Here is a 25,821-nt window from a genome sequence, read left to right on the forward strand (position 1 = left end):
GCGAGCACGGCCCGCACCGGAGGTCGATGTCACGCGGTGCGGATGACATCCGTCATGTTCCCGGTGCGCTGTTCGCCTGCCGTTCACCCCTGAGTCGGCATCCGTTCGTCCGCTTCCGTTTGTGTCGGATCGACCCGACCCCCGACCGGAGGTACTCGCCGTGCCCATCCCCCGCTCCCTTTCCTTCGGCCTCGCCGCGCTCGTCGCGGCGAGCGCGGCGATCGTCACCCCGCAGGCGGCCGTCGCCGCCGATGCCCCCGCCGACCAGCTCGCCGTCTCGGTCGTCGGCGACGGCGCGGCCACCGGCAACGACGCGGTTCCGGTCGCGATCCAGCTCCTCGACGGACAGGGCGAGCTCGGCGACACGATCGCGCTGCCGACGACGGATGCCGGCGATCAGCACGCGTTCACCCTTGGGGCGAACCGCGACCAGCAGGGGGCACTGCAGCAGTCCGCCGATCACCGCTACGTGACGCTCGGCGGATACGACGCGGCCCCGGGAACGGGCTCGCTCAACGACACGGCCGCCCCCGACACGCTGCGCGTGATCGCCCGGATCGGATCGGAGGGCGACGTCGACACCGCCACGACGCTCGCCGGAGGGTTCTCGCTGCGTCACATCCGGGGCACCGCCACGGTCGACGGCACACGCTACTGGGCGGGCGGGCACGGCGGCGACTCCACGGCTCCCGCCGGCGGCGTCCTCACGGTCGAAGCCGGTGGGACCACCCCCACCGCCGTCGTCTCCGGCAGCAGCAACCTCAACAACGGCCGCGTGGTCGACATCCACGACGGCCAGCTCTACCTCACGAGCGACCGCAGCGGGTTCTCGGGGCTGAACACGGTCGGCACCGGCATCCCCACCGCCGCGGGAGCACCGCTCACGCTCGTGGCCGCGGCCCCGGCCGGGGCATCCGTCGCGCACGACTTCGCCTTCGCCGGCGAACACCTGTACGTCGGCTACACGGAGGGGGCGAACGAGGGCATCGCGAAGTACCGCCGCACCGGCGCCACCTGGACCTGGGTCGACACCCTGCCGGGCGACTTCTGGGGCCTCGAGGCACGCCCGGCCGGCGACGATTCGGTGCTGTACGCCGTGCGCGGGCTCAACCAGGGCAACGAGATCGTGCGGATCCTCGATTCCGGTGACGACTCCGCGTTCACCGCGCAGACCGACGTGCTCGCGACGGCGGCGCCCCAGACCGCGTTCCGCGGTGTCGCCTTCGCGCCCGGGTTCGAGCCGGGCACGGATGCGGTGGGCCCCATCCTCGCGAAGCCGACCCTGTCGTGGGACGTGCGCGTGCCCGGCGGCGCCGGCAGCGCCCTCGCCGCCGTGCTCGGGCAGGACACCAACCCCGCAGCCACCGGCGTGATCGCCGATGCCGCCGGCGAGGCCGTCACGGCGACCGTGACCAGCAGCAACCCCGCGGTCGTGCCCGACGAGGCGATCCGCCTCGACGTCGCCGACGACGGATCGTTCCGGCTCGCGGCGACACCCGCGGCCACCGGCGCCGCCGTGCTCACCGTGCATCTGCGCACCGACGACGGACGCACCGCGATCTCGCAGCTCCCGTACCGCGTCGCCCCGGCCTTCGCCGATGACGGCGCTCGCGGGCACTTCGGCATGTCGGACGCCTCCGCCGCGATCGACGCCGGCGACGGCTACTTCTTCGCGGCCGACGACGACTCGAACGCGATCCGCCTCTTCTCGGAAGAGGGCGGAGAAGCCGTCGCGGCGTTCGACTTCAGCGATCGCATCGAGTTCGAACGCGCAGGTGAAGCCCACGACTTCGAGGCCGTCGCCCGGGCCGGAGACCAGGTCTTCTGGATCGGATCGACCGGCAACACCCGCAGCGGCAACGTGCGCCTCGACCGCGACATCGTGCTCCAGACGCAGATCTCCGGATCCGGCGCGGACGCGACGCTCACGTTCGTCGGTTACCGCAACGTGCTGCGCGATGCGCTCGTCGCCTGGGATCACGAAGGCCAGCACGGCCTGGGCGCCGACCGTTTCGGGTTCCTCGCGGCCACCCAGCCGGGGGTCTCGGCCGAGGGTCCCGACTCGCTCAACATCGAGGGAGCGGCGATCGCGCCGGACGGCACGACGCTGTGGCTCGGCTTCCGCTCGCCCGAGGTCGGCGATGACGCGGATGCTCTCATCGTGCCCGTCGCCGACATCGCCGATGTCGTCGCCGGGGCGGATGCCGTCGTCGGCGACCCGATCCTCCTCGACCTGGGCGGGCGAGCGATCCGCGACATGGCCCGCGCCGAGTCCGGTGACTACCTGATCGTCGCCGGCAGCGCCGACGACACCGGCCGCTTCGCCCTCTTCGGGTGGTCCGGCTCGCTGGACGACGCCCCGGTCGCGGCATCCGGCACCCTCGGACTCGCGAACTGGCCCGGCTCCTACGAGGGCATCGCGGGCGTGCGCGACCTCGCCGACGGAACCTCCGTGCGCCTGCTGCTCGATTCGGGAACGGTCGACATCTACGGCGACGGCACCGAGGCGCAGGACCTCTCCCCCGTCGAGTTCAAGCTCTTCCCCTCGCAGACCGTCGAACTGTCGTTCGGCGCGGCGTTCACCGAGAAGCGGATCGCGGTCACGGGCGGCACCCTTCGAATCGGCTCGCCCTCCGAGATCACCGTCTCGGGCTTCGCGGAGGGCGAGCAGATCGAGCTCGTGCTGAACTCCGACCCGGTGCGCCTCGCGGCCCTCACCGCGGGAGCCGACGGCACGGCGCGCGCGGTCGTCGTTCCCCCGGCATCCGTCTCTCCGGGGGCGCACACCCTGACCGCCACGGCGGCCTCGGGCGCCGCCGAGCTCACGGTCACGGTGCTCGCCCCAGTCGCCGACGGCGGCAGCGGTGACGGCGGCAGCGGTGACGGCACGGACGGCGGCGACAGCGGTGCCGGAGCGGGATCCGGCGCAGGATCGGATGCCGGTGACGCCCTCGCCACGACGGGGTCGGACTTCCCCGCGGGGCCGGTCGCGCTCGTCGCACTCGCGCTCCTCGCGCTCGGTGCGCTGGCGCTGCGCCGCAGGGGTGTCGCTTCGGAGTGACCCGTTCTCGTCGGCTACTCTGCATCGGGTGACCGTGCAGAGTACCGACGAAGAACAGCACCTCCGGCGAGCGCTGAGCAACCGCCACATCCAGCTCCTGGCGATCGGCGGTGCGATCGGGACCGGGCTCTTCATGGGCAGCGGCAAGACGATCTCGGTGGCCGGTCCCTCGGTGATCTTCGTCTACATGATCATCGGGTTCATGCTCTTCTTCGTGATGCGCGCGATGGGCGAGCTGCTGCTGTCGAACCTCAAGTACAAGTCGTTCAGCGACTTCGCCAGCGACCTGTTGGGGCCGTGGGCCGGGTTCTTCACGGGCTGGACGTACTGGTTCTGCTGGGTGGTGACGGGCGTCGCCGATGTCATCGCGATCGCCGGGTACACGAACACCCTCATCCCCGGCATCCCGCTGTGGATCCCGGGTGTCGCCGTGGTCGTCATCCTGCTCGCGCTCAACCTCCCCACGGTCGCCGCGTTCGGTGAGATGGAGTTCTGGTTCGCGCTGATCAAGATCGTGGCGATCGTCGCTCTCATCGTCACCGGTCTCGTGATGATCTTCACCGGCTTCGAGCACGACGCCGGTACCGCGTCGTTCGCGAACCTCTGGAGCCACGGCGGCATGTTCCCGCACGGGTTCATGGGGTTCGTGGCCGGTTTCCAGATCGCGGTCTTCGCGTTCGTCGGGATCGAGCTGGTCGGCACCGCCGCCGCCGAGACGAAGGACCCGAAGCGGAACCTCCCGAAGGCGATCAACGCCATCCCGATCCGCATCCTGCTCTTCTACGTCGGCGCGCTGATCGTGCTGATGGCGGTGACCCCCTGGACCGAGTACGTCGCCGGGGAGAGCCCCTTCATCGCGATGTTCGCCCTGGCCGGCCTCGGCATCGCCGCGACCGTCGTGAACCTGGTGGTGCTGACCTCGGCGATGTCGAGCGCCAACTCGGGCATCTATTCCACCTCGCGCATGGTCTTCGGGCTCGCGCACGACGGTGACGCGCCGAAGCTGTTCGGTCGCCTGTCGAAGCGCCGCGTGCCCCAGAACGCGCTGTTCCTCTCCTGCATCCTCCTGCTCTCGGGCGTCGTGCTGCTCTACGCGGGCGAGGACATCGGCACCGCCTTCGACATGGTGACGACGGTCTCCGCCGTGTGCTTCATGTTCGTGTGGACGATCTTCCTGCTCAGCTATGTGGTCTACCGCCGCCGGCGCCCGGAGAAGGCCGCGGCCTCGGCCTTCCGGATGCCGGGCGGAGTGTTCATGGTCTACGTCGTGCTGGCGTTCTTCGTCTTCATCCTGTGGGCGCTGACCACCCAGCCCGATACCCTCACGGCTCTGCTCGTGACGCCGATCTGGTTCGCGCTGCTCGTCGTCGCCTGGCTGTTCGTGCGCCGCTCGCCGAACCATCTGCAGCGGCACGCGGCCCACATCGCGCATCTGCGCAGCGACGACGAGGACGACGAGGACCAGTCAGCGGCGTAGCTCTCCGCGGATCGCCCAACGCCCCGTCGCCTGGTGGAACTGCAGCTGTGCGAGCAACGGCGAGGCGTCGTACATCCGGATGTTGAGGCTCAGCCGCACTCCGCGCCCGGTGCGCACCGTGAGCATCGGCCCCTGATCCGAGCGCCGTACCGAGTAGTCGGTGATGTCGGAGTAGCGGAAGCTGCGCGTGACACCCGCGAGCGTGCGGAAGGTCACCTCCTCGTCGCCGAACGCGACGTACCAGTTGCGGTACATGACGAGGAACAGGATGCCGCCGCCGAGGATCGCGAACGAGGCGATCGCCATGGCGGTGCGATCATCGTCGCGCGAAGCATCCGAGAGCAGGATCATGGGGATGCTGAGCAGGAGGAGGGTCCACCCGCCGATCGGCAGGATCTTCATCAGTCGGAGGCGGCGCGGATCGCGACGATCACGATTCGGATGCTTCCGGGCGTAGTGCGCGGCCTCGACGGCCAGCCACCCCGCGATCGCAGCGACCGCGATGTGCACGACGACCGCCAGCATCCGCTTCTCCTCTCCGGAGCGCGATGCGCTCCCCTTCTCCTCGACGAGTACTGCCCAGGAATACGTCGGACACAGCCGGTAGAATACTGGGTGTGCACGGTGCACGCTGCGGCCGGGACGACCCGGATCGCGTCATCACCCGGGGACGGCCCCGCGAAGGAACCGGATGATGATCCCCACCGCTGTGAAGCAGTTCATCGGACGACCCGATATCGCCCGAATCGCCCTGGGCTGGGGCGCCTACGTCCTGGTGCTGCTGGCGCACCCCCTGCTCGCGGCCCCTGTGGCCGTCCCCCTGCTGATCGTCGCCCTCGGGGTGATCATCGGTGTGATCCTGGTGTGCGCGTTCGGCGTGGTGAAGCAGGCCGAGGCCCTCGCCCACCGTTTGGGCGACCCCTACGGATCGCTCGTACTCACCCTGTCCATCGTGCTGATCGAGGTGATCCTCATCTCGGCCGTCATGCTCGGACCGGGCGACCACGCCACCATCGCCCGGGATTCGGTGATGGCCGTCGCGATGATCATCCTGAACCTCGTGATCGGTCTCGCACTGCTGCTCGGCGGTCTCCGCCACCGCGGCATGGCGCACAACCGCACGGGAACCTCGGCCTACCTGGCGATGCTCGTGGTGCTCGTCGCGCTCGCGTTCGCCCTCCCGGCTCTCATCGGCCGCGACGGCTCGTACACCCTCGGCCAGGAGATCCCGACCGTGATCCTGACCCTCGGGATCTACGCATTCTTCCTCTTCCGGCAGATGGGGACGCAGGCGGGCGATTTCACCGAGGTCGACGAACGCCTGCGGCGACGGACGGATGCCGCGGACGCTGCGCCGCGCACGGGCATCCGCGAGACTCTCGCCGCACACCGCACCGAGGTCCTGGTGCGCCTCGCCCTGCTCGTGGTGACGGTCACCCCGATCGTGCTGCTCTCGCACGACATGGCGGCGCTCCTCGACGACGGCCTCGGTCGCCTCGGAGCCCCGGCCGCACTGGCCGGCGTGCTGATCGCCGCGATCGTGTTCCTGCCGGAGTCCCTCACCGCAGTGCGGGCAGCTCTCGGGGGCGAGGCACAGCGGGTGGTGAACCTCTGCCACGGGGCGCTGGTGTCGACGGTCGGGCTCACGATCCCCGCCGTACTGGTCATCGGCATGCTCACCGGCCAGACCGTGGTGCTGGCCGAGTCTCCGGCGAACCTCCTGATGCTGGGTGTGACGCTGCTGCTCTCGGTGACCACGTTCGCGGCGAAGCGGGTGACGGCCATGCACGGCGCCGCGCACCTCGCGGTCTTCGCGGTGTACGTGATCGTGCTGTTCAGCGGATCGTAAAAGTTCGATTTCTCCGTAATTACGAACTATTGCTACGGTTGTAGCCATGGAACGTGACGCGCTGCACGCGATCGAAAGCCGGGTCGACGCCCTCGAACGCGAACTCGAGCGTTTGCGTGCGCAGGTCGAGGAGCCGTCGGCCGACGCCTCGACCGTGACACCGGAACCGGGGGCTGCGACATCGGACCCCGCCGCCGATCCGCTCTGGTTCGTCAATGAACTCGGACGCCGGGCTCCCGGCGCGGTGATGATGGCGGGTGCCGTCGAGGTACCGGCCGGGCCCATCCGCTGGCAGTACGGCCTCTACGCGGAAGAGCTCCTCGGCAAGGACTGGGGCGATCTCGCTCGACCCCTCGAAGCACTGGGGCACCCGGTGCGTCTCGAGCTCGTGCGCGTCATCCTCACCGGCACCCAGACCACCGCTGAGCTGCTCGAACTGGAGCAGTTCGCGTCGTCCGGCCAGCTCTACCACCACCTCCGGCAGCTCGTGAGCGCGGGGTGGCTGTCCTCCCCGCGCCGCGGGTTCTACGAGGTGCCGGGGGCGCGCATCGTGCCGCTCCTCGTCTTGACCATGATCGCCTCGAGCTGAGGAGCAGCCGCACCGTGACCTCCCCCACCCCCGCACTCACAGGCCCCACCCCGACAGCGACGTCGCCCGCGCGACGCTCCCCCGGTCCCGTGCTCGGCCTCCTGGCGGGCGGCGCGGTCGCCGCGATCGCCCTCGGCGCGGCCGTCGGGCCGCAGCAGCAGACCGTGAGCTCGGCCTGGAGCGGTGACGAGACCCTGGCGGAGAGCATCCGCACTCTGCCCGGAGGCCTCGACGGATTCCGCTCGCTGTCGGTCGCGGAGATCGATCCGGGCGGCGTCGTCTTCGCCGGTCTCGGTGACGCCGATCCCGCACACCCGGAGGCGCCCGGGCCCGACACCGTGTTCGAGCTCGGTTCGATCACGAAGACCTTCACCGGAGCGCTGTTCGCCGACGCGATCGAACGCGGAGAGGTGGCCCCCGATGATCGCCTCGCGGAGCACCTCACGGCCCTCGAGGGAACGGATGCCGGCGACGTCACTCTCGCGTCGCTGTCGCAGCACTCCTCCGGACTCCCCGGCCTGGGCGCGACGGCCGCCGACGGCGCGGTGTCGAGCCTGATCCTCAACGACAACGCCTACGCGTCGTCGACCACGGCGCAGTTCATCGCCGACGCGGCCATCGCCCCCGTCGACCCCGACCAGGGCGCCGTCTACTCGAACTTCGCCGTCTCGCTCCTCGGAACCGCACTCGTCGAGGCGGCCGGCGCCGACGACTATGCGACATTGCTCGACGAGCGCCTCACCGGCCCGCTCGGGATGGAGCACACCACGGTCGCGGCGACGGCCGCAGAGGTGCCGGTCGATGCGGTTCCGGGCTTCCTCCTCAACGGCACACCCGCACCACGCTGGTGGGGGGAGGGATATCTGCCCGCGGGGTCGTCGACGTTCACCACGGCATCCGACCTGGCGATCTGGGCACAGGCCAACCTCGACGGCTCGGCGCCGGGCGCAGCCGCACTCGAGCCCTCCGCTCCCCTGGGAGCGGAGGGCGAGATCGGCTGGGGCTGGATCACCTCTGCGTCCTTCGACGGCGCCGGCACTCAGACCTGGCACAACGGCGGCACAGCGGGCTTCCGCACGATCCTCACGATGGATCGCGACGCCGGCACGGCCTTCATCGCCCTGTCGAACACCGTCGCGACCGTCGACTACGTCGCGATGTCGTATCTCTCGGGTGCGCCGATCCCCGGCCCCGCCGAGCCGTATCTGATCCTGGGATGGTCGGTCTTCGGCATCGCGCTGGCGCTCGGTGTCGTCGCGCTGCTCCGGGCCCTCCGCGCGAAGGCGCTGCTCCCGTCGCTCAGCGACCTCGCGTGGGCGCTCGCCGGGCTCCTGCTGCTCTGGCACAGCGGCCCGTGGTTCGTGGTCGGCGGTTGGGTGTGGGGCGTCGCTCTCGCGCCCACCTTGGCTGCGGTCGGACTGCTCGCGCTGCGCGGTCGCTCGCTGCCGTTCCTCCCCGCGCGTCGACGGTGGTTCTGGTGGCCGACCGCGGCCATCGGTGTCGCGGCCGCGGTCGGCGTCACCTTCCTCTGGTGAGGACGCCGGTGGCCGCTCAGGCCTGAGCGGGAGTCCACTCCGAGACGCGGTCGAGCGTCTGCACCTCGTCGGCGCTCAGCTCCAGGCGAGCGCCGGCGAGGAGGTCGGGAACCTGCTCGACCGTGCGGGCGCTCGCGATGGGGGCTGCCACCGTCGGCTGCGCGCGCAGCCACGCCAGCGACGTCGCGGCGATCGAGGCTCCGTGCGCGGAGCCGATCTCCTCGAGGGCGTCGATGATCTTCAGGCCCGCGGGAGTCGCGTACTTGGCGGCGCCCTCGGCGCGGGGCGAGGACTGCCCCGCGGTCTCGGTGGAGCGGTACTTGCCCGTGAGGAAGCCGCTCGCCAGCGAGTAGTAGGGCACGAGTCCGAGGCCGAACTCCTCGGCCACCGGGATGATCTCGTTCTCGACGTCGTTGCGATGCACGAGGTTGTAGTGCGGCTGAACGGCGACGGGCAGCGCGGCACCCGTGCGCTGCGCGATCTCGATCCACTCGCGGATTCGATCGGCGGAGTAGTTCGACACGGCCACGTTGCGCACGAGGCCGTCGGTCACGAGCTGACCGAAAGCGCCGACCGTCTCCTCGAGGGGCACGCTCTCGTCGTCGAAGTGGGCGTAGTAGAGGTCGATCGCGTCGACGCCGAGACGCGCGAGCGACGCCTCGGCAGCCTTGCGGATGTTCGCTGCGGCGAGTCCCCGGAACTCCGGGTGCGTGCTCACCTTCGTCGCGACCGTGACGCCCTGCGGCTTGCGCGAGGCCAGCCACTCGCCGATGATCGTCTCGCTCTCGCCGCCGGAGTTCCCGGGCACCCACGCACTGTATCCGTCGGCGGTGTCGATGAAGTCGCCCCCACCCGCCACGAACGCGTCGAGCACGTCGAAGGACGTGTCGCGATCGGCCGTCCAGCCGAACACGTTGCCGCCGAGAGAGAGCGGGAAGACATCAAGGTCGCTGTTTCCGATACGAGTCATACTCGTCGCAACCGATGGGTCCCGTGGGGTATTTCCGATTCGGGATACTCTCACCGCATGCATATCCTCCGCCGAGCATCCGTCGCCATCGTCGCCGTCGCCCTCGCCGGGATGCTCGGCGGGTGCGCGGCATCCGTCCCCGACCCGCCCGCTGCGGTGGGCGAGAACTACCCCGGCACGTGCATGCCCGCCGAGTTCACCTGGCCGACCGACTTCCTCGAGGCGCTGTCGAGCGAGTCCGAGGCCGTGGGCGGCTCCATCGTCGGCCTGCGGCTGGAGTACATCGACGAGCGGTGGGCGTGGCGCATCCGCAGTGCGAGCGGTCGGACGGATGCTTTCGGCGAGCGGGTCGACGATCCCGCGGCGGGGCGGGAGACGCTCGCGGACGTGCGGACCCTCGAGGTCTTCGCCAGCCGCGATGTCGCCCTCACGAAAGCGGAGCAGACGGCGGGAACGAGCGCCTACACGGCAGCCGACCGCTCGGGCGAGGAGTGGCCGAGCCCCCTCATCATCGAGATGGCCCGGGTCGATGACGCTGGTTCCGACGTCTGGCGGATCACGATGTGCGACACGGCGACCAACGCGCAGTCCGTGATCACCGTGAAATAGCATTCAGGAATGCGCCGTTCTGCCGTCGTCCCCCTGATCGCTCTCGTCGCGCTGCTCGCGGGCTGCACGGGAACTCCGATCCCCGCATCCTCGGCGACACCGGCCCCGACGCGAACGGCGACCACCGCGCCCACCTCCACGGCCACGCCCGCTCCCTCGTCGAGCCCGTCCACGGCGCCCGCCCCCTCGTCGCCGCCGGTCGCGTCCGATCCCACCGACGGCGAGCTCGTGACGATGTGCGTCGAGAAGGTCGATGCCTACGCGGGCGGCGCGACGTATGCGAGCGACCGGGGCACCGTCGAGTGGCTGGCCGAGCAGACGACCTGGTTCGTGGTCGTGCCCACGGATCGAGACGGCAACGAGGGCGCGGCCGTCTGCGGCATCGAGAAGACCTCCGCGGGCCCCGACGTCACGACCTACGGCGAGACCATCCCGAGCGGCGTCGCCGATCAGCGTGCGGAACTGCTGCGCGGAGAACACCCGCACGAGTGACCAGGGCCCGGCTCAGTCCCCGAGCGCCTTCTTCGCGGCATCCGCGATGTACGGCGCCAGGGTCTGCGCGAACTCCCCGGTCATGTGGTCCCGATCCCTGTACACGACCGCATTACCGATGACCACCGGGCAGACGGATTCGTTGCAGAGGATGGACGTGAAGTCGATGAGGGTGGCGCCGGGCGTGGCCGCGACGGCATCCTCCGACCCGTCGTACGAGGCGAGCGCCTGATCACGCGGCAACGCGCAGGAGTTCGGATCGTCGCGGTTCATGTCGATGCAGGCCTTGACGTCGTCGCGCTGCACGGGATTGTCGCGGATCGCGAGGATCTTCGCTCCGCGGGCGGCCTGCGTCGCCCACACCTCGCTCATGCCGTTCGCCGTGGCCTCGTTCTGAGTCTCACCGTCGACCGGGATGGCCTGCCACCGCGACGAGGCGTGCATGGTGAAGATACCGTCGTACGCCGGACGCTCATCGAGCCAGTCGGTGATGTTCGCCTTCCACGCCGTGCAGTTCTCACGGTGACCGAGGTTGGGATCGTCCTGCTCCCGTGCGGTCCAATAGCACCCGTTGTGACCGGTGAGATCGATCCGCCAGTTCATCTCCTCGGCGATGGTCTCGTACGTGTCGATCAGCGTGCTGTTGTGCGAGTCGCCGACGGCGAACAGCGTGCGGGTGTACCCGGACTCCGGCCCCAGGCTGCAGACGTTCACGGCGGCGCTGTCGACTCCCGTCCAGCACTCGACGCGATTGGTATCGGTATTCGGCGCCGCGGGGTCGGGGATGAGTGCGTCCCCGAGCGGATCCGGTGGGCAGTCGCGGGTCGGGTCGACGGCACCGGCGCCGAAGCACTCGCTGTTCGCACCGTCGGCGAGCATCGCCTGTGCGGCCTCGTTCGCGGCCTCGATCTTCACGTTCGTGTATGCACCGGCTCCGAAGCTCACTCCCCCGATGAGGGCGATCGACGCGGCCATCGCGACGAACACGAATCCGGGCCGGCGTGCGCGGTCGAGCCGAGGGTTGAACCGCACCGGCGACTCGACGAAGCGGTACGACAGCCACGCGAGCGCGACCGCTGCGGTGCCGATGAGGATCTTGTCGACCGTGCTGAGCGGCCGACCGGTCGCATACGGGACGAGCACGATGAGCGGCCAATGCCAGAGGTACAGCGAGTACGAGATGTTCCCCAGCCACAGCACCGGGCGGAACCGGGATGCGCGGTCGACCCATGAGGCCGGACCGGCCGCGATCACGGCGACCGTCGAGAGCACGGGGAGCAGGGCGATCCAGCCGGGGAACGCATCCGCTGAGTCGAGCAGGAAGGCCGAGGCGATGATGCCCGCCACTCCGAGGATGCCGACCACGGCCGATGCCCCTCGCGAAAGGGCGATCGGCACGAGCGCGAGGAGAGCTCCCGCGAGGAACTCCCACGCCCGCGTGAAGGTCGAGAAGTACGCGACGGCCGGGGTGGTCGCGGTGAGCCAGATCCCGTAGCCGAGCGACAGGAGCGCTGCGCTCCCGAGCACGATCCGGAAGGTGCGCAGTGAGTGGCTGCGCGTGATCGCCGCGGCGATGACCAGCAGCAGCGGCACGAGGATGTAGAACTGCTCCTCGACCGAGAGCGTCCAGAAGTGCTGGAAGGGCGACGGAAGGTTGTCGGCCGCGAGGTAGTCGACGCTGAAGGCGGCGAGCACCCAGTTGACGACGTACGCCGCGCTCGCCGCTCCCTCGGTGACGAACTGCACGATCTGACTCGCCGGCACCAGCACGAGCACGGCGACGAGCGAGGCGGCGATGACGACCAGGCTGGCCGGGAGAAGACGGATGGCGCGCCGCGACCAGAAACGGGCCAGACTGATCCGACCGTTCTTCTGGAAGTCCCGCACCAGATGCCCCGTGATGAGGAACCCGCTGATCACGAAGAAGACATCGACACCGACGTATCCCCCGGTGACCCGGTTCGGCCAGAGATGGAAAAGCAGCACGAGGAGAACAGCCACGGCACGCAGGCCCTGGATGTCGGCGCGGATGCTCTGCCGTCGGGAGGCACGGGTCCGGTACTGCGGCTGCGTCATCAGTCGTGGTCTCGTGAAGGGGACGGAGAAATGTTCAGATCTGAGAGCCGACTACGGGACTCGAACCCGTAACCCCCGTATTACAAGTACGGTGCGCTACCAATTGCGCCAAGTCGGCGGGTGCCACCAGCTTAGCGATGGTGGCGGAGGTCTCCCGACCTCTCGGGCTTCCGACTTACTCGGCCGGAGTCTCGGTCGGTGTCGGCGTGGGCGTCGCGGTGGCCTGGTAGTACGCGTCGCTGGCGACCGTGAGCACGAACTGCGAGAACTCGGCCGGGTCGTCGAGCGCGCCGACGTATGCCTCGCCGTTGGCGACGATCATCGGGGTCGACGCGAGCACGAGGTCGTCGGAACCGGGCAGCGGACCCTCGAGTGCACGGGTCGTCGCCTCCTTGGCCCACGTCAGGTAGTCGCCGTCCTGGATGCAGTTGCGCACCGTCTTGGTGTTGTCGACGCCGACGGCCCCCGCGAGATCCGCGAGTTCGCTGTCGGACAGCCCGTCGGTGTTCACCTCGGGCTGGTCGTCGAGCAGATCGTGGTTGAAGGCGTAGAACTGGTCGGGCGAGTGCGTCGCGACGCAGGCGGCCGCAGCGGCGGCGCGCAGCGAGTACTTGGTGCCGTTGGAGCTCGCGGTGAGCAGGGCGACCGGGTGGTAGGTCACGGTGACCGCACCCTCGCTGATCCAGTTGGTGAGCTGGCGGGCGTTGGCGCGCTCGAACTCGCCGGCGTCATCCGACAGGTAGTCCACGTAGATGTGGATGTCGACCTTCTGGGCCGTCGTGGGCTCGGCCGTCGGCTCGGCGGGGGCCTCGGCCTCGGAGGAGTCGGGGGTGGGCGTAGCCGTACCGGCATCGGATGCCGCAGATGCGGAGAGCTCGGAGACGACGACGCCGTCACCGTGCATGCCGGTCGGCGAGAGCTGGGGCTTCGAGACCTGAGCCGACACCGCGAGAGTCACGGCGGTACCGATCGCGCCGACGGCGACCACCGCGAGCGTCCCGATGATGATCCGTCGCATGATGCGCGCACGGGACTGCGCTGCATGCACTCGCTGTGCCTTCTCCCGCACAGCCTCGCGGGAGTTGCGAGGGGTGGGGACGTTCGGCGTTTCGTCGCTCGACATCGTTCCTCTTGAAAGTCTCACGGGGGCAGGGTGGCCCCGATCATCGGATATCGGATAGGCGACGATCGCCGCGTTGCACGGCCGGATTCGATGTTAACCATCGCACCTGAGAAATACCCAGATGCCGCGGTCCATGTCATACTGAGGGCGACCCAATGAGGGGTCACGGCGGGTCGAACCGCCGCATCCATCACTACGGATCGTCCGGCACGTACCTGCCGGTGAAGGAGAAACACAATGGCATCTGTGACTTTCGACGAGGCCACCCGCCTCTACCCGGGCGGCACCCGTCCGGCCGTCGACAAGCTCGACCTCCAGGTCGCCGACGGCGAGTTCCTCGTCCTCGTCGGACCCTCCGGTTGCGGTAAGTCCACGTCGCTCCGCATGCTCGCCGGCCTCGAAGAGGTCAACGCGGGCCGCATCCTCATCGGCGACCGCGACGTCACCGACGTCCCGCCGAAGGACCGCGACATCGCGATGGTCTTCCAGAACTACGCGCTGTACCCGCACATGACGGTCGCCGAGAACATGGGCTTCGCGCTCAAGATCGCCGGCGTCGGCAAGGAAGAGCGCGCCACCCGCGTGCTCGAGGCCGCCAAGCTGCTCGACCTCGAGGAGTACCTGACCCGCAAGCCGAAGGCCCTCTCGGGTGGTCAGCGTCAGCGTGTCGCCATGGGTCGCGCGATCGTGCGTCAGCCCCAGGTCTTCCTCATGGACGAGCCGCTGTCGAACCTCGACGCCAAGCTGCGCGTCCAGACGCGTACGCAGATCGCGTCGCTGCAGCGCCGCCTCGGCGTCACCACGGTCTACGTCACCCACGACCAGACCGAGGCCCTCACCATGGGTGACCGCATCGCGGTGCTCAAGGACGGCCTCCTGCAGCAGGTCGGCACGCCGCGCGACCTGTACGAGAAGCCGAACAACGTGTTCGTCGCCGGCTTCATCGGCTCCCCCGCCATGAACCTGTTCACGGCGGACCTCGCCGAGGGCGGCGTGCGCTTCGGCACCGAGGTCGTCCCGCTCGAGCGTGACGCGGTCGCCGGCGCGAACGGCACGCAGGTCACGGTCGGCGTGCGTCCCGAGGACATCACGGTCGGACCGGCCGACGGCAAGGGCCTCTCGGTCGTCGTCGACCTCGTCGAGGAGCTCGGCGCCGACGGTTACCTCTACGGCCACACCGACATCAACGGCAAGCGCACCGACCTCGTCGCGCGCGTCGACGGTCGCAGCCACCCGAACGCCGGCGAGACGGTCACCCTGGCCGCCAACCCGGGGCACGTCCACGCGTTCGACCTCGAGTCGGGAAGCCGCCTGAACACGGCTCCGGTCGTCTCGGCCTGATCGCACACACCACTCGCGGCGCGGGTCGACTTCGGTCGCCCGCGCCGCGTCTGCGTCCACCCCGACTTCCCAGGAGCGCCATGCAGGATTCGCTGCGCATCACCGCCAGCACCGTCGACCCCGGCCTCCTCGGCCTCCCCTGGTCGACGACGCTCGCCCGCTGGCCCTCCGAGCACATCGTCTCGCTCCCGAAGGGTCTGTCGCGGCACCTCGTGCGCTTCGCCGATCTGTCGGGACGGGTCGTCGCGGTGAAGGAGACCACCGAGGAGATGGCGCGGCGCGAATACGAGATGCTCGGCAACCTCGCCCGCCTCGACGTGCCCTGCGTCGACCGGGTCGCCGTCATCGCCGGGCGAACGGATGCCGACGGCGAAGCGCTCCCGGCCGCCCTGGTGACCTCGCACCTGCGCTTCTCGATGCCGTACCGCGCGCTGTTCACCCGCGTGCTGCGCCCCGACACCGCCACTCGACTCGTCGACGCCCTCGCCCTCCTGCTGGTGCGCCTGCACAACGTCGGCTTCTACTGGGGCGACGTATCGCTGTCGAACACGTTGTTCCGCCGCGATGCGGGCGCGTTCGCGGCGTACCTCGTCGACGCCGAGACCGGCGAACTGCACGAGGAGGGGCTGACCGACGGGCAGCGCGCCTACGATCTCGATCTCGCCCGCACGAACATCGCCGGCGAGATCATGGACCTGGCCGCCGGCGGGCGCCTCGAGAACGGTGTGGACGCGGTCGCGATCGCCGACGGCATCGTCTCGTCGTACCGGTCGCTCTGGGCCGAGCTGACCGCACAGGACTCCTTCTCGGCATCCGAGACCTGGCGCATCACCGAGCGCGTCGAGCGGCTGAACGCCCTCGGTTTCGACATCGACGAGATGTCGATGACGACCACGGCCGACGGCGCGGTCGTCGAGATCCAGCCGAAGGTCGTCGATGCCGGCCACCACCAGCGGCGACTCATCCGCCTCACCGGCCTCGACGTCGAGGAGAATCAGGCACGTCGCCTGCTCAACGACCTCGACGAGTTCCGCGCGCGTTCCACCAAGCAGTGGTCCGATGAGGAGATGTACGCGCACGAGTGGCTGACGCGCGTCTTCGAGCCCGTCGTGCGCGCGATCCCCTACGACCTGCGCGCGAAGCTCGAACCGGCGGAGGTGTTCCACCAGGTGCTCGAGCACCGGTGGTACCTGTCGCAGGCGCAGGGACGCCCAGTTCCGCTCGCCGAGGTGCTGACGAGTTACATCAACGAGGTGCTCCGCCACCGTCGCGACGAGGCCACGATCATGGGGCCTCCCACCGAGACGATGAGCCTTCCCGTCATCACCGGCGCCACGCGCACCACCGACGAAGACGAGGACGGCGACATCGACTGGCGCGATCTCGTCTGATCCTCGGGGCGCGATGCCCGTTCGCGGTCAGTAGCCGACGGTGAACCGCTCGCGGTGGTGGTTGCCCTGCTCGATCTCGTCGACGACCGCGACGGCGAAATCCGCGCCCGAGATGTAGGACTTGCCGTCGGCGTCGCGCACGAGCACGTCTCCGCCGTCACGGTAATGGCCGGTGCGCTCCCCCTCGGCCCAGGGCCCGAAGACCTCCGCGGGGTGCACGAAGAACCAGTCGAGCGAGGCATCCGTGCTCTCGAGGAACGCGAGCGAGTCGATTCCCACCTGCGCCTCGTGCTTGTACTCCTCGGGGAAGTCCTGGTCGAACAGTCGCGGGCCGCCCGGGGCGACCAGGCTGCCGCCCGCTCCTCCGACCACGCCCAGGCGCGTGCCGGTGCCGCTGAGCTGTCGGGCCACGCCCTCGAGCGCGTCGAGCACGCGGTCCTCCATGTCGCCGCGCGGGGAGAGCGCGGAGACCACCGCATCCGCCCCCGCGAAGGCGCCGGCGAGAGGAGCGAGGTCCAGGACGGAGCCCTGGATGTACGCGACGCCCTCCACGGCATCCGTCGGCACCGAGCGCGACACCGCGACGACCTCGTGACCGCGGCTCACCGCCTCTGCGGCGATGTGACGACCGGCGTAGCCGGTCCCTCCGAGGACGACGATGCGACTCATGCGGGCTCTTCCCTTCGGATGCTGCGGCGAACTACTTCGTGGAGCGGATCGTCGCGACCTGGTACAGGGCGACGGAGGTGGCGATGCCGACGTTCAGCGACTCGGTGGCCGTGGAGATCGGGATCGAGACGATCTGATCGCAGGTCTCGCGGACGAGGCGCGAGAGACCCTTGCCCTCGGCTCCGGCGACGATGACGACCGCGCGATCGGCGAGCTGGAGTGCGGGCAGATCGACGTCGCCGTCACCGGCGAGGCCGAGGATGAACACACCCTGCTTCTTGAACTCCTTGAGCTGCGTGGTCAGGTTCGTCGCGAGCGCGACGGGCAGACGCGCGGCGGCCCCGGCGCTCGTCTTCCAGGCGGCGGAGTTCACCCCCGCCGAACGGCGCTGCGGCAGGATCACGCCGTGGCTGCCGAACGCGGCCGCCGAGCGGATGATCGCGCCGAGGTTGCGGGAGTCGGTGATGCCGTCGAGAGCGACGAACAGCGGGACCTGCCCCTTATCGATCGCCTTCTCGAGCAGATCCTGCGGGTGCGCGTACTCGTAGGGCGGCACCTTGATGGCGACGCCCTGATGCACGCCGTCGAATCCGGCCATGCGGTCGAGCTCCTGGCGCGTGACCTCGAGCACCGGGATGCCGCGGTGCGTCGCGATCGAGAGCATCTCCTTCACGCGGTCGTCCATCTCGACCCGCTGCGCGATGTAGAACGCCGTCGCCGGGATCTTCGCGCGCAGCGCCTCGAGCACCGAGTTGCGGCCGGTGACGACCTCGGTCTCCGTCGTGTTGTCCTTGGAGCGCGCCGAACGGTTCGGGTTGCCCCCGGCGGTCTGGCGCTGGCCCGGCTTGCCCTTGCCGCCGGACGCGGCGTAGCGCTCGGCCGCGGCCTTGCGCTTGCCGGCGGGGTGCCAGGCGCGGTCCTCGGCCTTCGGCGTGGGTCCGCGTCCTTCGAGCGCCTTGCGCCCGAGACCGCCGGTGCCCTTGGTGGGGCCCTTCTTGTTGCCCTTGTTCGCGCCGGGGCGCTGTGGCTTAGCCATCGATACTCCAATGAGTTCCGGCCGGAGTATCCTCCAGCGTGATTCCTGCGGCTGCGATCGCGTCACGGATGCGATCGGCTGCCGCCCAGTCCTTGTCGGCACGCGCCTGTGCGCGCTGGGTGATCATCGTCTGGACGAGTGCGTCCAGTGCGGCGGCCTCGGCTCCCCCGCCGGTGCCGTTCCACTGCGAAGAGTGCGGATTGATCCCCAGGACGAGCGTCATCTGAATGACGTCCATCACGTCCTGCCTCGCCTCATCGTACTTGCCCGCGTCGAGGAGCGCATTTCCGGAGCGGATGCTCGTGTGGATCGCGGCGAGCGCCCGGGGCACCGAGAGGTCGTCGTCCATGGCCTCGACGAACTCCTGCGGGAGTCCCTCCTTCGCCTGGCCCCAGCCCGGCTTCGCGAGCCGCTCGCCCCGTTCGAGGAAGGTGCGGATGCGTCCGATCGCGGCCTCGGCCTCCGTCCACGACGACTCCGACAGGTCGAGGCTCGAGCGGTAGTGCGCCGCCGCGAGCGCGTAGCGCACGACGAGCGGATCGCGGGCGGCGAGCACATCGGCGGCCAGCGTGAAGTTTCCGAGCGACTTCGACATCTTCTGCCCGTTCACGGTGACCAGGCCGTTGTGCACCCAGTACCGCGCGAACGCATCGCCCGCGGCCGTCGACTGCGCCAACTCGTTCTCGTGGTGCGGGAAGCGCAGGTCGAGGCCCCCGCCGTGGATGTCGAACTCCGGTCCGAGATAGCGCTTCGCCATCGCGGAGCATTCGATGTGCCAGCCGGGTCGGCCTTCACCCCACGGAGACACCCATCGAGCATCCGCGGGCTCCTCGCTCTTCGAGCCCTTCCAGAGGGCGAAGTCCTGGGGATTGCGCTTTCCACGGGGGTCGGCGTCCTCCGCCGCCTCCATCGCGTCGATCGACTGGTGCGTCAGCGCACCGTACTCGGCCCACGAGCGCACGTCGAAGTACACGTCGCCCGAGCCGTCGGCGGCGGGGTACGCGTGGCCGCGATCGATGAGCAGCGCGATGAGCTCCTGCATCTGCGGGACGGATGCCGTCGCGCGCGGTTCGTACGTCGGGGGCAGGATGCCGATGCAGGCGTAGGCTGCAGCGAACTCCTGCTCGATCCGATAGGCGAGGGCCCACCAGGGCTCCGCGTCGGTGGCGTTCGCGAGCACCTTGTCGTCGATGTCGGTCACGTTGCGCACGAAGGTGACCCGTCCGTGCCGCTTCTCGAGCCACCGGCGCAGCAGATCGAAGCTGAGCGCCGCGCGGACGTGCCCGATGTGCGGACCGGACTGCACGGTCGGACCGCACACGTACATCGTGACGTTTCCGGGGTCGAGCGGCACGAAGTCGCGCAGGTCCTGCGCACGGGTGTCGTAGAGGCGGAGAGTCACCGCTCAAGCCTACTCGGCCCGCCCCCGCGCGCCCCGAGAGTGACGCGCAGGCCGCGGTCGGTGGTTCAGGGCGCCGAGGCCGGGAAGACGAGTGCGACCGCGGTCACGGCGATGCCCTCCCCACGCCCCGGGAAGCCGAGCGCATCGGTGGTCGTCGCGGTCACCGAGACGGGAGCACCGCCGAGCGCATCCGAGAGCGCCCGCTCGGCCTCGGCACGGCGCGCGCTGAACCGGGGACGGTTGCCCTGGAACTGCGCCGAGACGTTGCCGATCACGAAGCCCGCCTCGCCGAGCAGTTCGCGGGTGCGCGCCAGGAAGACCGCGGCGTGCGCGCCCGCGTACTCGGGATGCGCGGTGCCGAAGTGCTCACCGATGTCGCCCAGGCCGGCAGCACCGAGCAGTGCGTCGACGATGGCGTGCGCGACCGCGTCGCCGTCGGAGTGCCCCGAGAGCGCCGGCTCGCCGGGCCACCGCAGTCCGGCCAACCACAGGTCGCCCTCTCCGCCGAAGGCGTGGACGTCGGTGCCGAGGCCGACGCGCGGCAGGTTCGGAGCGGACGCCGGCACGTGCAGGGGCAGCGCGGGCGCCTCGGCGAGCAGCCGGCGCGCTCGGTCGAGGTCGTCCGGCGTCGTGATCTTGAAGGCGCGGGCATCGCCGGGGATGTGTCGGACGGCGTATCCGGCGGCGGCGAACAGCGCGGCATCGTCGGTGTACTCGATCCCCGCAGCGGCGGCGGCGTCGTACGCCGCCTCGAGCGCGGTGCGCGGGAAGCCCTGGGGGGTCTGCGCCGCGGCGAGCTCGGAACGATCGACCGGGGCGACGATGCTGTCGCCGTCGACCCGCTTGAGGGTATCGACCACCGGGAGCGCGGGGATGATGCCGGTGCCCTCGGCGACAGCGGCGGCGACGGCGTCGATCTGCGCGGGCGGGGTCAGCGCACGAGCGGCGTCGTGCACCAGCACGGTGCGCACATCACCCCAAAGCGCCGCGATCCCCGCCGCGACGGACTCCTGGCGCGTGTCTCCTCCCACGACGACCCGTGCGAGGTCGACGCGATCCCCGGCGGCCTCGCGCACCTCGGTCTCGGCATCGCCTTCGAAGCCCGCGGGCGCGACGACGATCACCTGTGCGGGGGCGGCGGCAAACACGCCGTCGAGGGCGTGGCGCAGGATCGAACGCCCGTCGATGCCGACGAGGGCTTTCGGCGCGCCCGCCGCCAGGCGGGTACCGGATCCGGCGGCGACGACGATGACCGCGACGTGCGGCACGGGAAGCAGAGTCACCTCTTCACGCTACCGCCTGCGGGGAACGACGAAGGGGGCGGATGCCGAAGCATCCGCCCCCTTCGGGAAACTCGGATCAGGACGCGAGGACCTCGTCGAGCATCGCGCCCGCCTTGTCCTCGTCGGTCTTCTCCGCGAGCGCCAGCTCGGAGATGAGGATCTGACGAGCCTTCGCCAGCATCCGCTTCTCTCCGGCGGACAGACCGCGGTCTTGGTCACGGCGCCACAGGTCGCGCACGACCTCGCTCACCTTGATCACATCGCCGGAGGCGAGCTTCTCGAGGTTCGCCTTGTAGCGGCGCGACCAGTTGGTGGGCTCCTCGGTGAACGGAGCACGCAGAACCTCGAACACGTGGTCGAGGCCCTCCTTGCCGATCACGTCGCGGACACCGACCAGGTCGACGTTCTCGGCAGGAACCTCGATGATCAGGTCGCCCTGCGTCACATTGAGCTTCAGGTACTTCTTCGCCTCACCCTTGATGATGCGCTCCTTGACCTCGATGATGGTCGCAGCGCCATGGTGCGGATAGACGACGGTCTCGCCAACCTCAAAAAGCATAAAAACGTATCCTTTCGGCAACCTCAAGGATACCACAGGGGTTATGCGCTAAGGTTTGCGCCCCCTCGTCCCGAGGCGCGGCCCGCGTACCCGTAGAATGGTTGCGGATATCCCGTCGTACCCCAGGAGGACCCGTGAAATCGCGCCTTGTTGCGTCTGCTGCCCTCAGCGCCGTCGTTCTTCTCGGCGCGACCGGATGCACGTTCATCTCGCCCCAGGCGACGAAGATCGAGTATTCCGCCTCGGACGGCGTGAACGTCTCCGACGCCGAGGGCCCGATCGACGCGCGCAACGTGTTCATCGTCGCCAACGAGGACGGCACGGTGGGCAACCTCATCGGCGCCTTCGTGAACCCGACCGACGAGCGCGCGACCATCACGATCGCCTTCACCGGCAACGACGCCTTCACCATCACCGTTCCCGCGGGTGACAGCATCAGCCTGGGCGCCGACGCCGAGCCGCTGCGCATCGTCGGCCTCGACTCGAAGCCGGGCTCCACGGTCGAGATCCACTTCCAGTCCGGTGACTCCACCGGCGTGAAGACGGCCATCCCGGTGCTCGACGGCGGCCTCCCCTACTACGCGGATCTGGTTCCCGAAGAGAACTGATCCAGACGCACGCAGAGAAGGCCGGCTCCCTCGGGAGCCGGCCTTCTCGCTGTCCGGAGACCGTCCGGTGCGCTCGTGACGCGGTGGCTCAGGCCTCGAAGCGGTAGCCGAGACCCCGCACGGTGACAAGCATGACAGGCTCGCTGGGGTTGACCTCGATGCGCGAGCGGATGCGCTTGATGTGCACGTCGAGGGTCTTCGTGTCGCCGAAGTAGTCGCTGCCCCAGACCCGGTCGATGAGCTGTCCTCGGGTGAGCACGCGACCCGCGTTGCGCATCAGCACCTCCAGCAGTTCGAACTCCTTCAGCGGCATGTTGATCAGCTGCCCCGCCACCGACACCGTGTGCCGGTCGATGTCGAGCGACACGCGCCCGCCGTCGAGCACGCGCTCGTCGAGCTCGCTGTCGGCCTGCACCACCCGGCGCAGCACCGCCCGCATACGGGCGAGCAGCTCGCGCGAGGAGTACGGCTTCGTGATGTAGTCGTCGGCTCCGAGCTCGAGCCCCACCACGATGTCGACCTCGGAGTCCTTCGCCGTGAGCATGATGATCGGCACCGCCGACGACGAGCGGATCTGGCGGCACACCTCGGTGCCCGGCATGCCCGGCAGCATCAGGTCGAGCAGAACGATGTCGGCACCGCGCTCGCGGAACGCCGTGAGCGCCGTCGGGCCGTCCTCGGCGATCTCGACCTCGTACCCCTCCCGACGCAACAGGTACGCCAGCGGATCGGCGAGATCGGGTTCGTCTTCGACGAGGAGGATGCGGGTCATGCGCGGTCACCTTTCCGTACGCGAACGGCGCCGGCCTTGGCGGCCTTCCGTTCGCGCTTCTTCTTGCTCTTCTTGCCGGCATCCGCGTTCGGCGGTGCGTCGATCAGGGGAAGCCGCATCGTGAACGTCGAGCCGCGGCCCGGGCGCGACCACAGGCGCACCTCGCCGCCGTGCCGCTGCGTGGCGTGCTTGACGATCGACAGGCCGAGGCCGGTGCCGCCGGTGCGGCGCGAGCGCGCCTCGTCCGCGCGGTAGAAACGCTCGAAGATGCGCTCACGATCGGTCTCGGCGATGCCGATGCCCTGGTCCGACACCGCGATCTCCACGACGCCGTCCTCGGCGCGCACGCCGACCCCGACGCGGGATCCGCTCGGGGAGTACACGATCGCGTTCACGATGAGGTTCCCGACGGCTTCGACGAGGATCTGCGCGTCACCGCGCACCCAGATCCCGCGGTCGCCGCCGCGCGTGATCTCGACTCCCGCGGCGTCGGCCTGCACGACGTGCGCCTCGATGGACTTCGCGATGACCTCGTCGATCGCGACGGGGGTGACGTCGCCCAGGCCGTCGTCGGCCTGGAGCCGGGAGAGGCTCATGATGCGACCGGTCAGCTGCGCGAGACGGCCCGCCTCCGCCGAGATGCGCGTCGCGAAGATGCGCACCTGGGCCGGGTCGTCGGCGGCCGACTCGATCGCCTCCGCGAGCAGAGTCACCGCACCGACCGGGGTCTTGAGCTCATGGCTGGTGTTCGCGACGAAATCGCGCCGCATCTGGTCGAGGCGTTCCTGCTCCGTGACATCCCGGATGATCAGCAGGGTCAGACGCGGTCCGAGCACGCTCGCCCGCGCCGAGACGAGACGCGGGTCGAGGCTCAGCCCCCCGCGGGTGATGCGCATCGACTCCGTCGCGGTGCCGCCGTCGGCGCGCACGCCGCGCACGAGCAGACGCAGTTCCGGGTTGTCGAGGGTCGAGCCCACGTCGATCCCGAACCGCGAGGCGGCGACCGATGCGGCGAGCACGAGGCCCGACGTGTCGACCACGCAGGCCGCATCGTCCATGCTCGCGAGAACGTCGACGATCCCCTCGGGAACGGCGCTCGAGGTCTCCTCCGCGACACGGGCCCGCGCACGGTACGCCCAGGCGAGAAGGAGCGAGAGGCCGATACCGATCGCCAGGCCGACGGCCAGGGCGATCAAGGCGATCTGCGTCTCGGTCATGTCTCCAGCGTAGAGTGCGTTCACCCTCTCTCCGGCGGGTTTCCGGGCCACAGCGGCAACGAGAGAAGTACTATTCACGTGCTGGGCACCGTTCGTTAACCTTCGGAGCAGACAATCGCTTCGGGCCTGTGCGGGAGCGCGGTCCTGCTCCTCCCGTGCGGACGACCCCGCCGTCTCGCGCTGACACCAGTCGAGATTCACATGAAAGGTTGCGCCCCACCATGCGCGAAGTCTTCCACCAGTCCCTCGAGGACCTGCAGTCCCGCCTCGTGGAGATCGCCGACCTCGTCACGGTCTCGATCGACAAGGCGACACGTGCGTTCGCGACGAGCGACGTCGCTTTGGCCGAAGAGGTCATCGCCGACGACGCCAAGATCGACGAGCTCGCCGTCGCCCTCGACGAGCAGGCCATCGAGATCCTCGCCCGCCAGCAGCCGGTCGCCCGCGACCTGCGCATCGTCGTCACGGCGCTGCGCGTCAGCGCGTCGCTCGAGCGCATGGGCGACATGTCCGAGCACATCGCCCAGCTCGCACGCCTCCGCTTCCCGGAGCGCGCCATCCCGAAGGGCCTCAAGGGCACCTTCGTGAAGATGGGCGAGCTCGACGTCGAGATCTCGCGGACGCTCTCCGAGCTGCTGCGCACCCAGGACCTCCGTTTCGCCGACGCGATCCGCAATGCGGACGACGACGTCGACGAACTGCACGCCACCGTCTTCGAGAAGGTCCTCAGCGACAACTGGAAGGGCGAGGCCACGGCTACCGTCGACGCCACGCTCGCCAGCCGCTACCACGAGCGCTTCGCCGACCACGCCGTGGCCGTCGCGAAGAAGTACGTCTACCTGTCGACCGGAGACTGGGCCGTCGCCGAAGACGACATCGCCCTCGCCGTCGAGCAGCAGCAGGAGCTCGGTCACGCCTGACCCGCAGCATCCCCACGACGAAGCCCCCCGCGCCTGAGCACCGGGGGCTTCGTCGTGTCGTGCGTGGAGGTTACTTCTTGCCCTGCGCGGCGACCGCAGCGGCACCGGCGGCGGCGGCCTCGGGGTCGAGGTAGCGGCCGGGACCGGTGGGCACGTTGTTCTCGTCGAGTTCGTAGACGAGCGGGATGCCGGTGGGGATGTTCAGCTCGGCGATGTCTTCGTCGCTGATGCCCTCGAGGTGCTTCACGAGGCCGCGCAGCGAGTTGCCGTGCGCCGTGACGAGCACGGTCTTGCCGGCCTCGAGGTCGGGGACGATCGCGCTCTCCCAGTACGGGAGGAGTCGATCGATGACGAGCTTGAGCGACTCGGTGCGCGGCACCTCGCCGTCGATGCCCGCATAGCGGACGTCGTGCACCTGGCTGAATTCGCTGTCGTCGTCGAGCACGGGCGGCGGCACGTCGAACGAGCGACGCCACAGCTGGAACTGCTCGGGGCCGAACTCCTCGAGCGTCTGCGCCTTGTCCTTGCCCTGCAGAGCACCGTAGTGACGCTCGTTGAGGCGCCACGAGCGCGTCACCGGGATCCACAGCCGGTCGGCGGCGTCGAGGGCGATGTTCGCGGTCTGGATCGCGCGGCTCAGCAGCGAGGTGTGCAGCACGTCGGGCAGGATGCCGGATTCGGCGAGCAGCTCTCCGCCGCGGCGTGCCTCCTTCTGCCCCTGCTCGTTCAGGCGGACGTCCACCCAGCCGGTGAAGAGGTTCAGTTCGTTCCACTCGCTCCGGCCGTGACGGAGCAGGATGAGGGTGCGCTTCGCAGTCATGTCGTCAGTTTATCCGCCCGGA

23 protein-coding genes and 1 tRNA gene are annotated in these 25,821 nt (G+C 69.6%); 11 read left to right on the forward strand and 13 right to left on the reverse strand.

The annotated features are described in order from the left end of the window. Nucleotides 1-160: 160 nt before the first annotated feature. Together KZC52_RS15300 and cycA are read left to right on the forward strand one after the other, a co-directional pair. On the forward strand, nt 161-3,061 hold the full coding sequence (locus KZC52_RS15300) for a hypothetical protein (RefSeq protein ID WP_247625001.1): 2,901 nt from the start codon (nt 161-163) through the stop codon (nt 3,059-3,061). Nucleotides 3,062-3,089: 28 nt separating this feature from the next. Further along, nucleotides 3,090-4,538, forward strand: a complete 1,449-nt coding sequence (gene cycA / locus KZC52_RS15305; protein WP_442928441.1) for a D-serine/D-alanine/glycine transporter — start codon at nt 3,090-3,092, stop codon at nt 4,536-4,538. Here the strand turns inward: cycA and KZC52_RS15310 are convergent. Next, nucleotides 4,527-5,063, reverse strand: coding sequence for a hypothetical protein (locus KZC52_RS15310; protein ID WP_247625002.1), 537 nt, complete (start codon nt 5,061-5,063; stop codon nt 4,527-4,529). The two genes, cycA and KZC52_RS15310, sit on opposite strands and share 12 nt — an antisense overlap. A 169-nt stretch (nt 5,064-5,232) precedes the next feature. On the opposite strand from KZC52_RS15310, the gene KZC52_RS15315 reads away from it, so the two are divergent. Genes KZC52_RS15315 through KZC52_RS15325 form a run of 3 tightly spaced genes read left to right on the forward strand, consistent with a single transcriptional unit; the run spans nt 5,233 to nt 8,511 of the window. Further along, the gene (locus KZC52_RS15315; RefSeq protein WP_247625003.1) at nt 5,233-6,387 is read left to right on the forward strand and encodes a calcium:cation antiporter; all 1,155 of its coding nucleotides are present in this window, start codon (nt 5,233-5,235) and stop codon (nt 6,385-6,387) included. Nucleotides 6,388-6,433: 46 nt separating this feature from the next. After that, complete coding sequence (locus KZC52_RS15320) at nt 6,434-6,976, forward strand: ArsR/SmtB family transcription factor (RefSeq protein ID WP_247625004.1); 543 nt, start codon at nt 6,434-6,436, stop codon at nt 6,974-6,976. A 14-nt stretch (nt 6,977-6,990) separates the two neighbouring features. Next, the gene (locus KZC52_RS15325) at nt 6,991-8,511 is read left to right on the forward strand and encodes a serine hydrolase domain-containing protein (protein ID WP_247625005.1); all 1,521 of its coding nucleotides are present in this window, start codon (nt 6,991-6,993) and stop codon (nt 8,509-8,511) included. 16 nt (nt 8,512-8,527) lie between these two features. Here the strand turns inward: KZC52_RS15325 and KZC52_RS15330 are convergent, their stop codons facing one another. Then, nucleotides 8,528-9,481 (reverse strand): aldo/keto reductase, encoded by a 954-nt coding sequence (locus KZC52_RS15330; RefSeq protein ID WP_247625006.1) that lies wholly within the window; start codon nt 9,479-9,481, stop codon nt 8,528-8,530. Nucleotides 9,482-9,538: 57 nt separating this feature from the next. Between KZC52_RS15330 and KZC52_RS15335 the strand changes: the two genes are divergently transcribed. Both KZC52_RS15335 and KZC52_RS15340 read left to right on the forward strand, forming a co-directional pair. Further along, nucleotides 9,539-10,090 (forward strand): hypothetical protein, encoded by a 552-nt coding sequence (locus KZC52_RS15335; protein WP_247625007.1) that lies wholly within the window; start codon nt 9,539-9,541, stop codon nt 10,088-10,090. Between the two features lie 9 nt (nt 10,091-10,099). Continuing rightward, entirely contained in the window at nt 10,100-10,582 is a 483-nt protein-coding gene (locus KZC52_RS15340) for a hypothetical protein (protein ID WP_247625008.1), read from the forward strand. A 12-nt stretch (nt 10,583-10,594) separates the two neighbouring features. Here KZC52_RS15340 and KZC52_RS15345 read toward each other — a convergent pair whose 3' ends face one another. From KZC52_RS15345 to KZC52_RS15355, 3 genes are all read right to left on the reverse strand, one after another. Next, on the reverse strand, nt 10,595-12,658 hold the full coding sequence (locus KZC52_RS15345) for an acyltransferase family protein (protein ID WP_247625009.1): 2,064 nt from the start codon (nt 12,656-12,658) through the stop codon (nt 10,595-10,597). 45 nt (nt 12,659-12,703) lie between these two features. Then, a tRNA-Thr gene (locus KZC52_RS15350) sits at nt 12,704-12,776 on the reverse strand. Nucleotides 12,777-12,833: 57 nt separating this feature from the next. Next, a complete protein-coding gene (locus tag KZC52_RS15355; RefSeq protein ID WP_247625010.1) occupies nt 12,834-13,781 on the reverse strand; it encodes a DsbA family protein in 948 nt (315 codons plus the stop codon). 237 nt (nt 13,782-14,018) lie between these two features. Between KZC52_RS15355 and KZC52_RS15360 the strand changes: the two genes are divergently transcribed. Together KZC52_RS15360 and KZC52_RS15365 are read left to right on the forward strand one after the other, a co-directional pair. Continuing rightward, entirely contained in the window at nt 14,019-15,122 is a 1,104-nt protein-coding gene (locus KZC52_RS15360; protein ID WP_247625011.1) for an ABC transporter ATP-binding protein, read from the forward strand. An 80-nt stretch (nt 15,123-15,202) separates the two neighbouring features. Beyond that, nucleotides 15,203-16,513, forward strand: coding sequence for a DUF4032 domain-containing protein (locus KZC52_RS15365; RefSeq protein WP_247625012.1), 1,311 nt, complete (start codon nt 15,203-15,205; stop codon nt 16,511-16,513). A 27-nt stretch (nt 16,514-16,540) separates the two neighbouring features. On the opposite strand, the gene KZC52_RS15370 is transcribed toward KZC52_RS15365, so the two are convergent. The 5 genes from KZC52_RS15370 to KZC52_RS15390 all read right to left on the reverse strand — a co-directional run bounded on the left by KZC52_RS15370 (nt 16,541) and on the right by KZC52_RS15390 (nt 21,462). After that, the gene (locus KZC52_RS15370; RefSeq protein ID WP_247625013.1) at nt 16,541-17,182 is read right to left on the reverse strand and encodes an NAD(P)-dependent oxidoreductase; all 642 of its coding nucleotides are present in this window, start codon (nt 17,180-17,182) and stop codon (nt 16,541-16,543) included. 31 nt (nt 17,183-17,213) lie between these two features. After that, nucleotides 17,214-18,218, reverse strand: coding sequence for a 23S rRNA (guanosine(2251)-2'-O)-methyltransferase RlmB (gene rlmB / locus KZC52_RS15375; protein ID WP_247625014.1), 1,005 nt, complete (start codon nt 18,216-18,218; stop codon nt 17,214-17,216). After that, nucleotides 18,211-19,620, reverse strand: a complete 1,410-nt coding sequence (cysS, locus tag KZC52_RS15380; RefSeq protein WP_247625015.1) for a cysteine--tRNA ligase — start codon at nt 19,618-19,620, stop codon at nt 18,211-18,213. The genes rlmB and cysS overlap by 8 nt, the downstream gene beginning before the upstream one ends. Before the next feature lie 65 nt (nt 19,621-19,685). After that, nucleotides 19,686-20,903, reverse strand: coding sequence for a 2-C-methyl-D-erythritol 4-phosphate cytidylyltransferase (gene ispD, locus KZC52_RS15385; RefSeq protein WP_247625016.1), 1,218 nt, complete (start codon nt 20,901-20,903; stop codon nt 19,686-19,688). Nucleotides 20,904-20,979: 76 nt separating this feature from the next. Next, nucleotides 20,980-21,462, reverse strand: a complete 483-nt coding sequence (locus tag KZC52_RS15390) for a CarD family transcriptional regulator (RefSeq protein ID WP_247625017.1) — start codon at nt 21,460-21,462, stop codon at nt 20,980-20,982. 134 nt (nt 21,463-21,596) lie between these two features. Here KZC52_RS15390 and KZC52_RS15395 point away from each other — a divergent pair, with 134 nt between their 5' ends. Beyond that, nucleotides 21,597-22,070, forward strand: a complete 474-nt coding sequence (locus KZC52_RS15395) for a DNA modification methylase (protein ID WP_247625018.1) — start codon at nt 21,597-21,599, stop codon at nt 22,068-22,070. An 88-nt stretch (nt 22,071-22,158) separates the two neighbouring features. Here the strand turns inward: KZC52_RS15395 and KZC52_RS15400 are convergent, their stop codons facing one another. Beyond that, complete coding sequence (locus tag KZC52_RS15400; protein ID WP_247625019.1) at nt 22,159-22,842, reverse strand: response regulator; 684 nt, start codon at nt 22,840-22,842, stop codon at nt 22,159-22,161. Further along, a complete protein-coding gene (locus KZC52_RS15405; RefSeq protein ID WP_247625020.1) occupies nt 22,839-24,059 on the reverse strand; it encodes a sensor histidine kinase in 1,221 nt (406 codons plus the stop codon). Before KZC52_RS15405 ends, KZC52_RS15400 begins: the two co-directional genes overlap by 4 nt. A gap of 221 nt (nt 24,060-24,280) precedes the next feature. On the opposite strand from KZC52_RS15405, the gene phoU reads away from it, so the two are divergent. Further along, nucleotides 24,281-24,979: a phosphate signaling complex protein PhoU gene (phoU, locus tag KZC52_RS15410; RefSeq protein ID WP_247625021.1), complete on the forward strand. Its 699-nt coding sequence runs from the start codon at nt 24,281-24,283 to the stop codon at nt 24,977-24,979. 70 nt (nt 24,980-25,049) lie between these two features. On the opposite strand, the gene KZC52_RS15415 is transcribed toward phoU, so the two are convergent. Then, entirely contained in the window at nt 25,050-25,799 is a 750-nt protein-coding gene (locus tag KZC52_RS15415; RefSeq protein WP_247625022.1) for a phosphoglyceromutase, read from the reverse strand. Nucleotides 25,800-25,821: the final 22 nt, after the last annotated feature.

It is taken from the genome of Microbacterium galbinum, assembly GCF_023091225.1.
In the GTDB taxonomy this organism is placed as follows: Bacteria; Actinomycetota; Actinomycetes; order Actinomycetales; family Microbacteriaceae; genus Microbacterium; species Microbacterium galbinum.

Excerpts from the sequence above, each read along its gene's own strand:
- KZC52_RS15330 (WP_247625006.1), bottom strand. The coding sequence starts at position 9,481 with ATGACTCGTATCGGAAACAGCGACCTTGATGTCTTCCCGCTCTCTCTC.
- KZC52_RS15405 (WP_247625020.1), bottom strand. The coding sequence starts at position 24,059 with ATGACCGAGACGCAGATCGCCTTGATCGCCCTGGCCGTCGGCCTGGCG.
- KZC52_RS15400 (WP_247625019.1), bottom strand. The coding sequence starts at position 22,842 with ATGACCCGCATCCTCCTCGTCGAAGACGAACCCGATCTCGCCGATCCG.
- KZC52_RS15315 (WP_247625003.1), top strand. The coding sequence starts at position 5,233 with ATGATCCCCACCGCTGTGAAGCAGTTCATCGGACGACCCGATATCGCC.
- KZC52_RS15335 (WP_247625007.1), top strand. The coding sequence starts at position 9,539 with ATGCATATCCTCCGCCGAGCATCCGTCGCCATCGTCGCCGTCGCCCTC.
- KZC52_RS15320 (WP_247625004.1), top strand. The coding sequence starts at position 6,434 with ATGGAACGTGACGCGCTGCACGCGATCGAAAGCCGGGTCGACGCCCTC.
- KZC52_RS15345 (WP_247625009.1), bottom strand. The coding sequence starts at position 12,658 with ATGACGCAGCCGCAGTACCGGACCCGTGCCTCCCGACGGCAGAGCATC.
- KZC52_RS15310 (WP_247625002.1), bottom strand. The coding sequence starts at position 5,063 with ATGCTGGCGGTCGTCGTGCACATCGCGGTCGCTGCGATCGCGGGGTGG.
- KZC52_RS15360 (WP_247625011.1), top strand. The coding sequence starts at position 14,019 with ATGGCATCTGTGACTTTCGACGAGGCCACCCGCCTCTACCCGGGCGGC.
- phoU (WP_247625021.1), top strand. The coding sequence starts at position 24,281 with ATGCGCGAAGTCTTCCACCAGTCCCTCGAGGACCTGCAGTCCCGCCTC.
- KZC52_RS15390 (WP_247625017.1), bottom strand. The coding sequence starts at position 21,462 with ATGCTTTTTGAGGTTGGCGAGACCGTCGTCTATCCGCACCATGGCGCT.
- KZC52_RS15415 (WP_247625022.1), bottom strand. The coding sequence starts at position 25,799 with ATGACTGCGAAGCGCACCCTCATCCTGCTCCGTCACGGCCGGAGCGAG.
- KZC52_RS15370 (WP_247625013.1), bottom strand. The coding sequence starts at position 17,182 with ATGAGTCGCATCGTCGTCCTCGGAGGGACCGGCTACGCCGGTCGTCAC.
- KZC52_RS15340 (WP_247625008.1), top strand. The coding sequence starts at position 10,100 with ATGCGCCGTTCTGCCGTCGTCCCCCTGATCGCTCTCGTCGCGCTGCTC.
- KZC52_RS15365 (WP_247625012.1), top strand. The coding sequence starts at position 15,203 with ATGCAGGATTCGCTGCGCATCACCGCCAGCACCGTCGACCCCGGCCTC.
- rlmB (WP_247625014.1), bottom strand. The coding sequence starts at position 18,218 with ATGGCTAAGCCACAGCGCCCCGGCGCGAACAAGGGCAACAAGAAGGGC.
- KZC52_RS15355 (WP_247625010.1), bottom strand. The coding sequence starts at position 13,781 with ATGTCGAGCGACGAAACGCCGAACGTCCCCACCCCTCGCAACTCCCGC.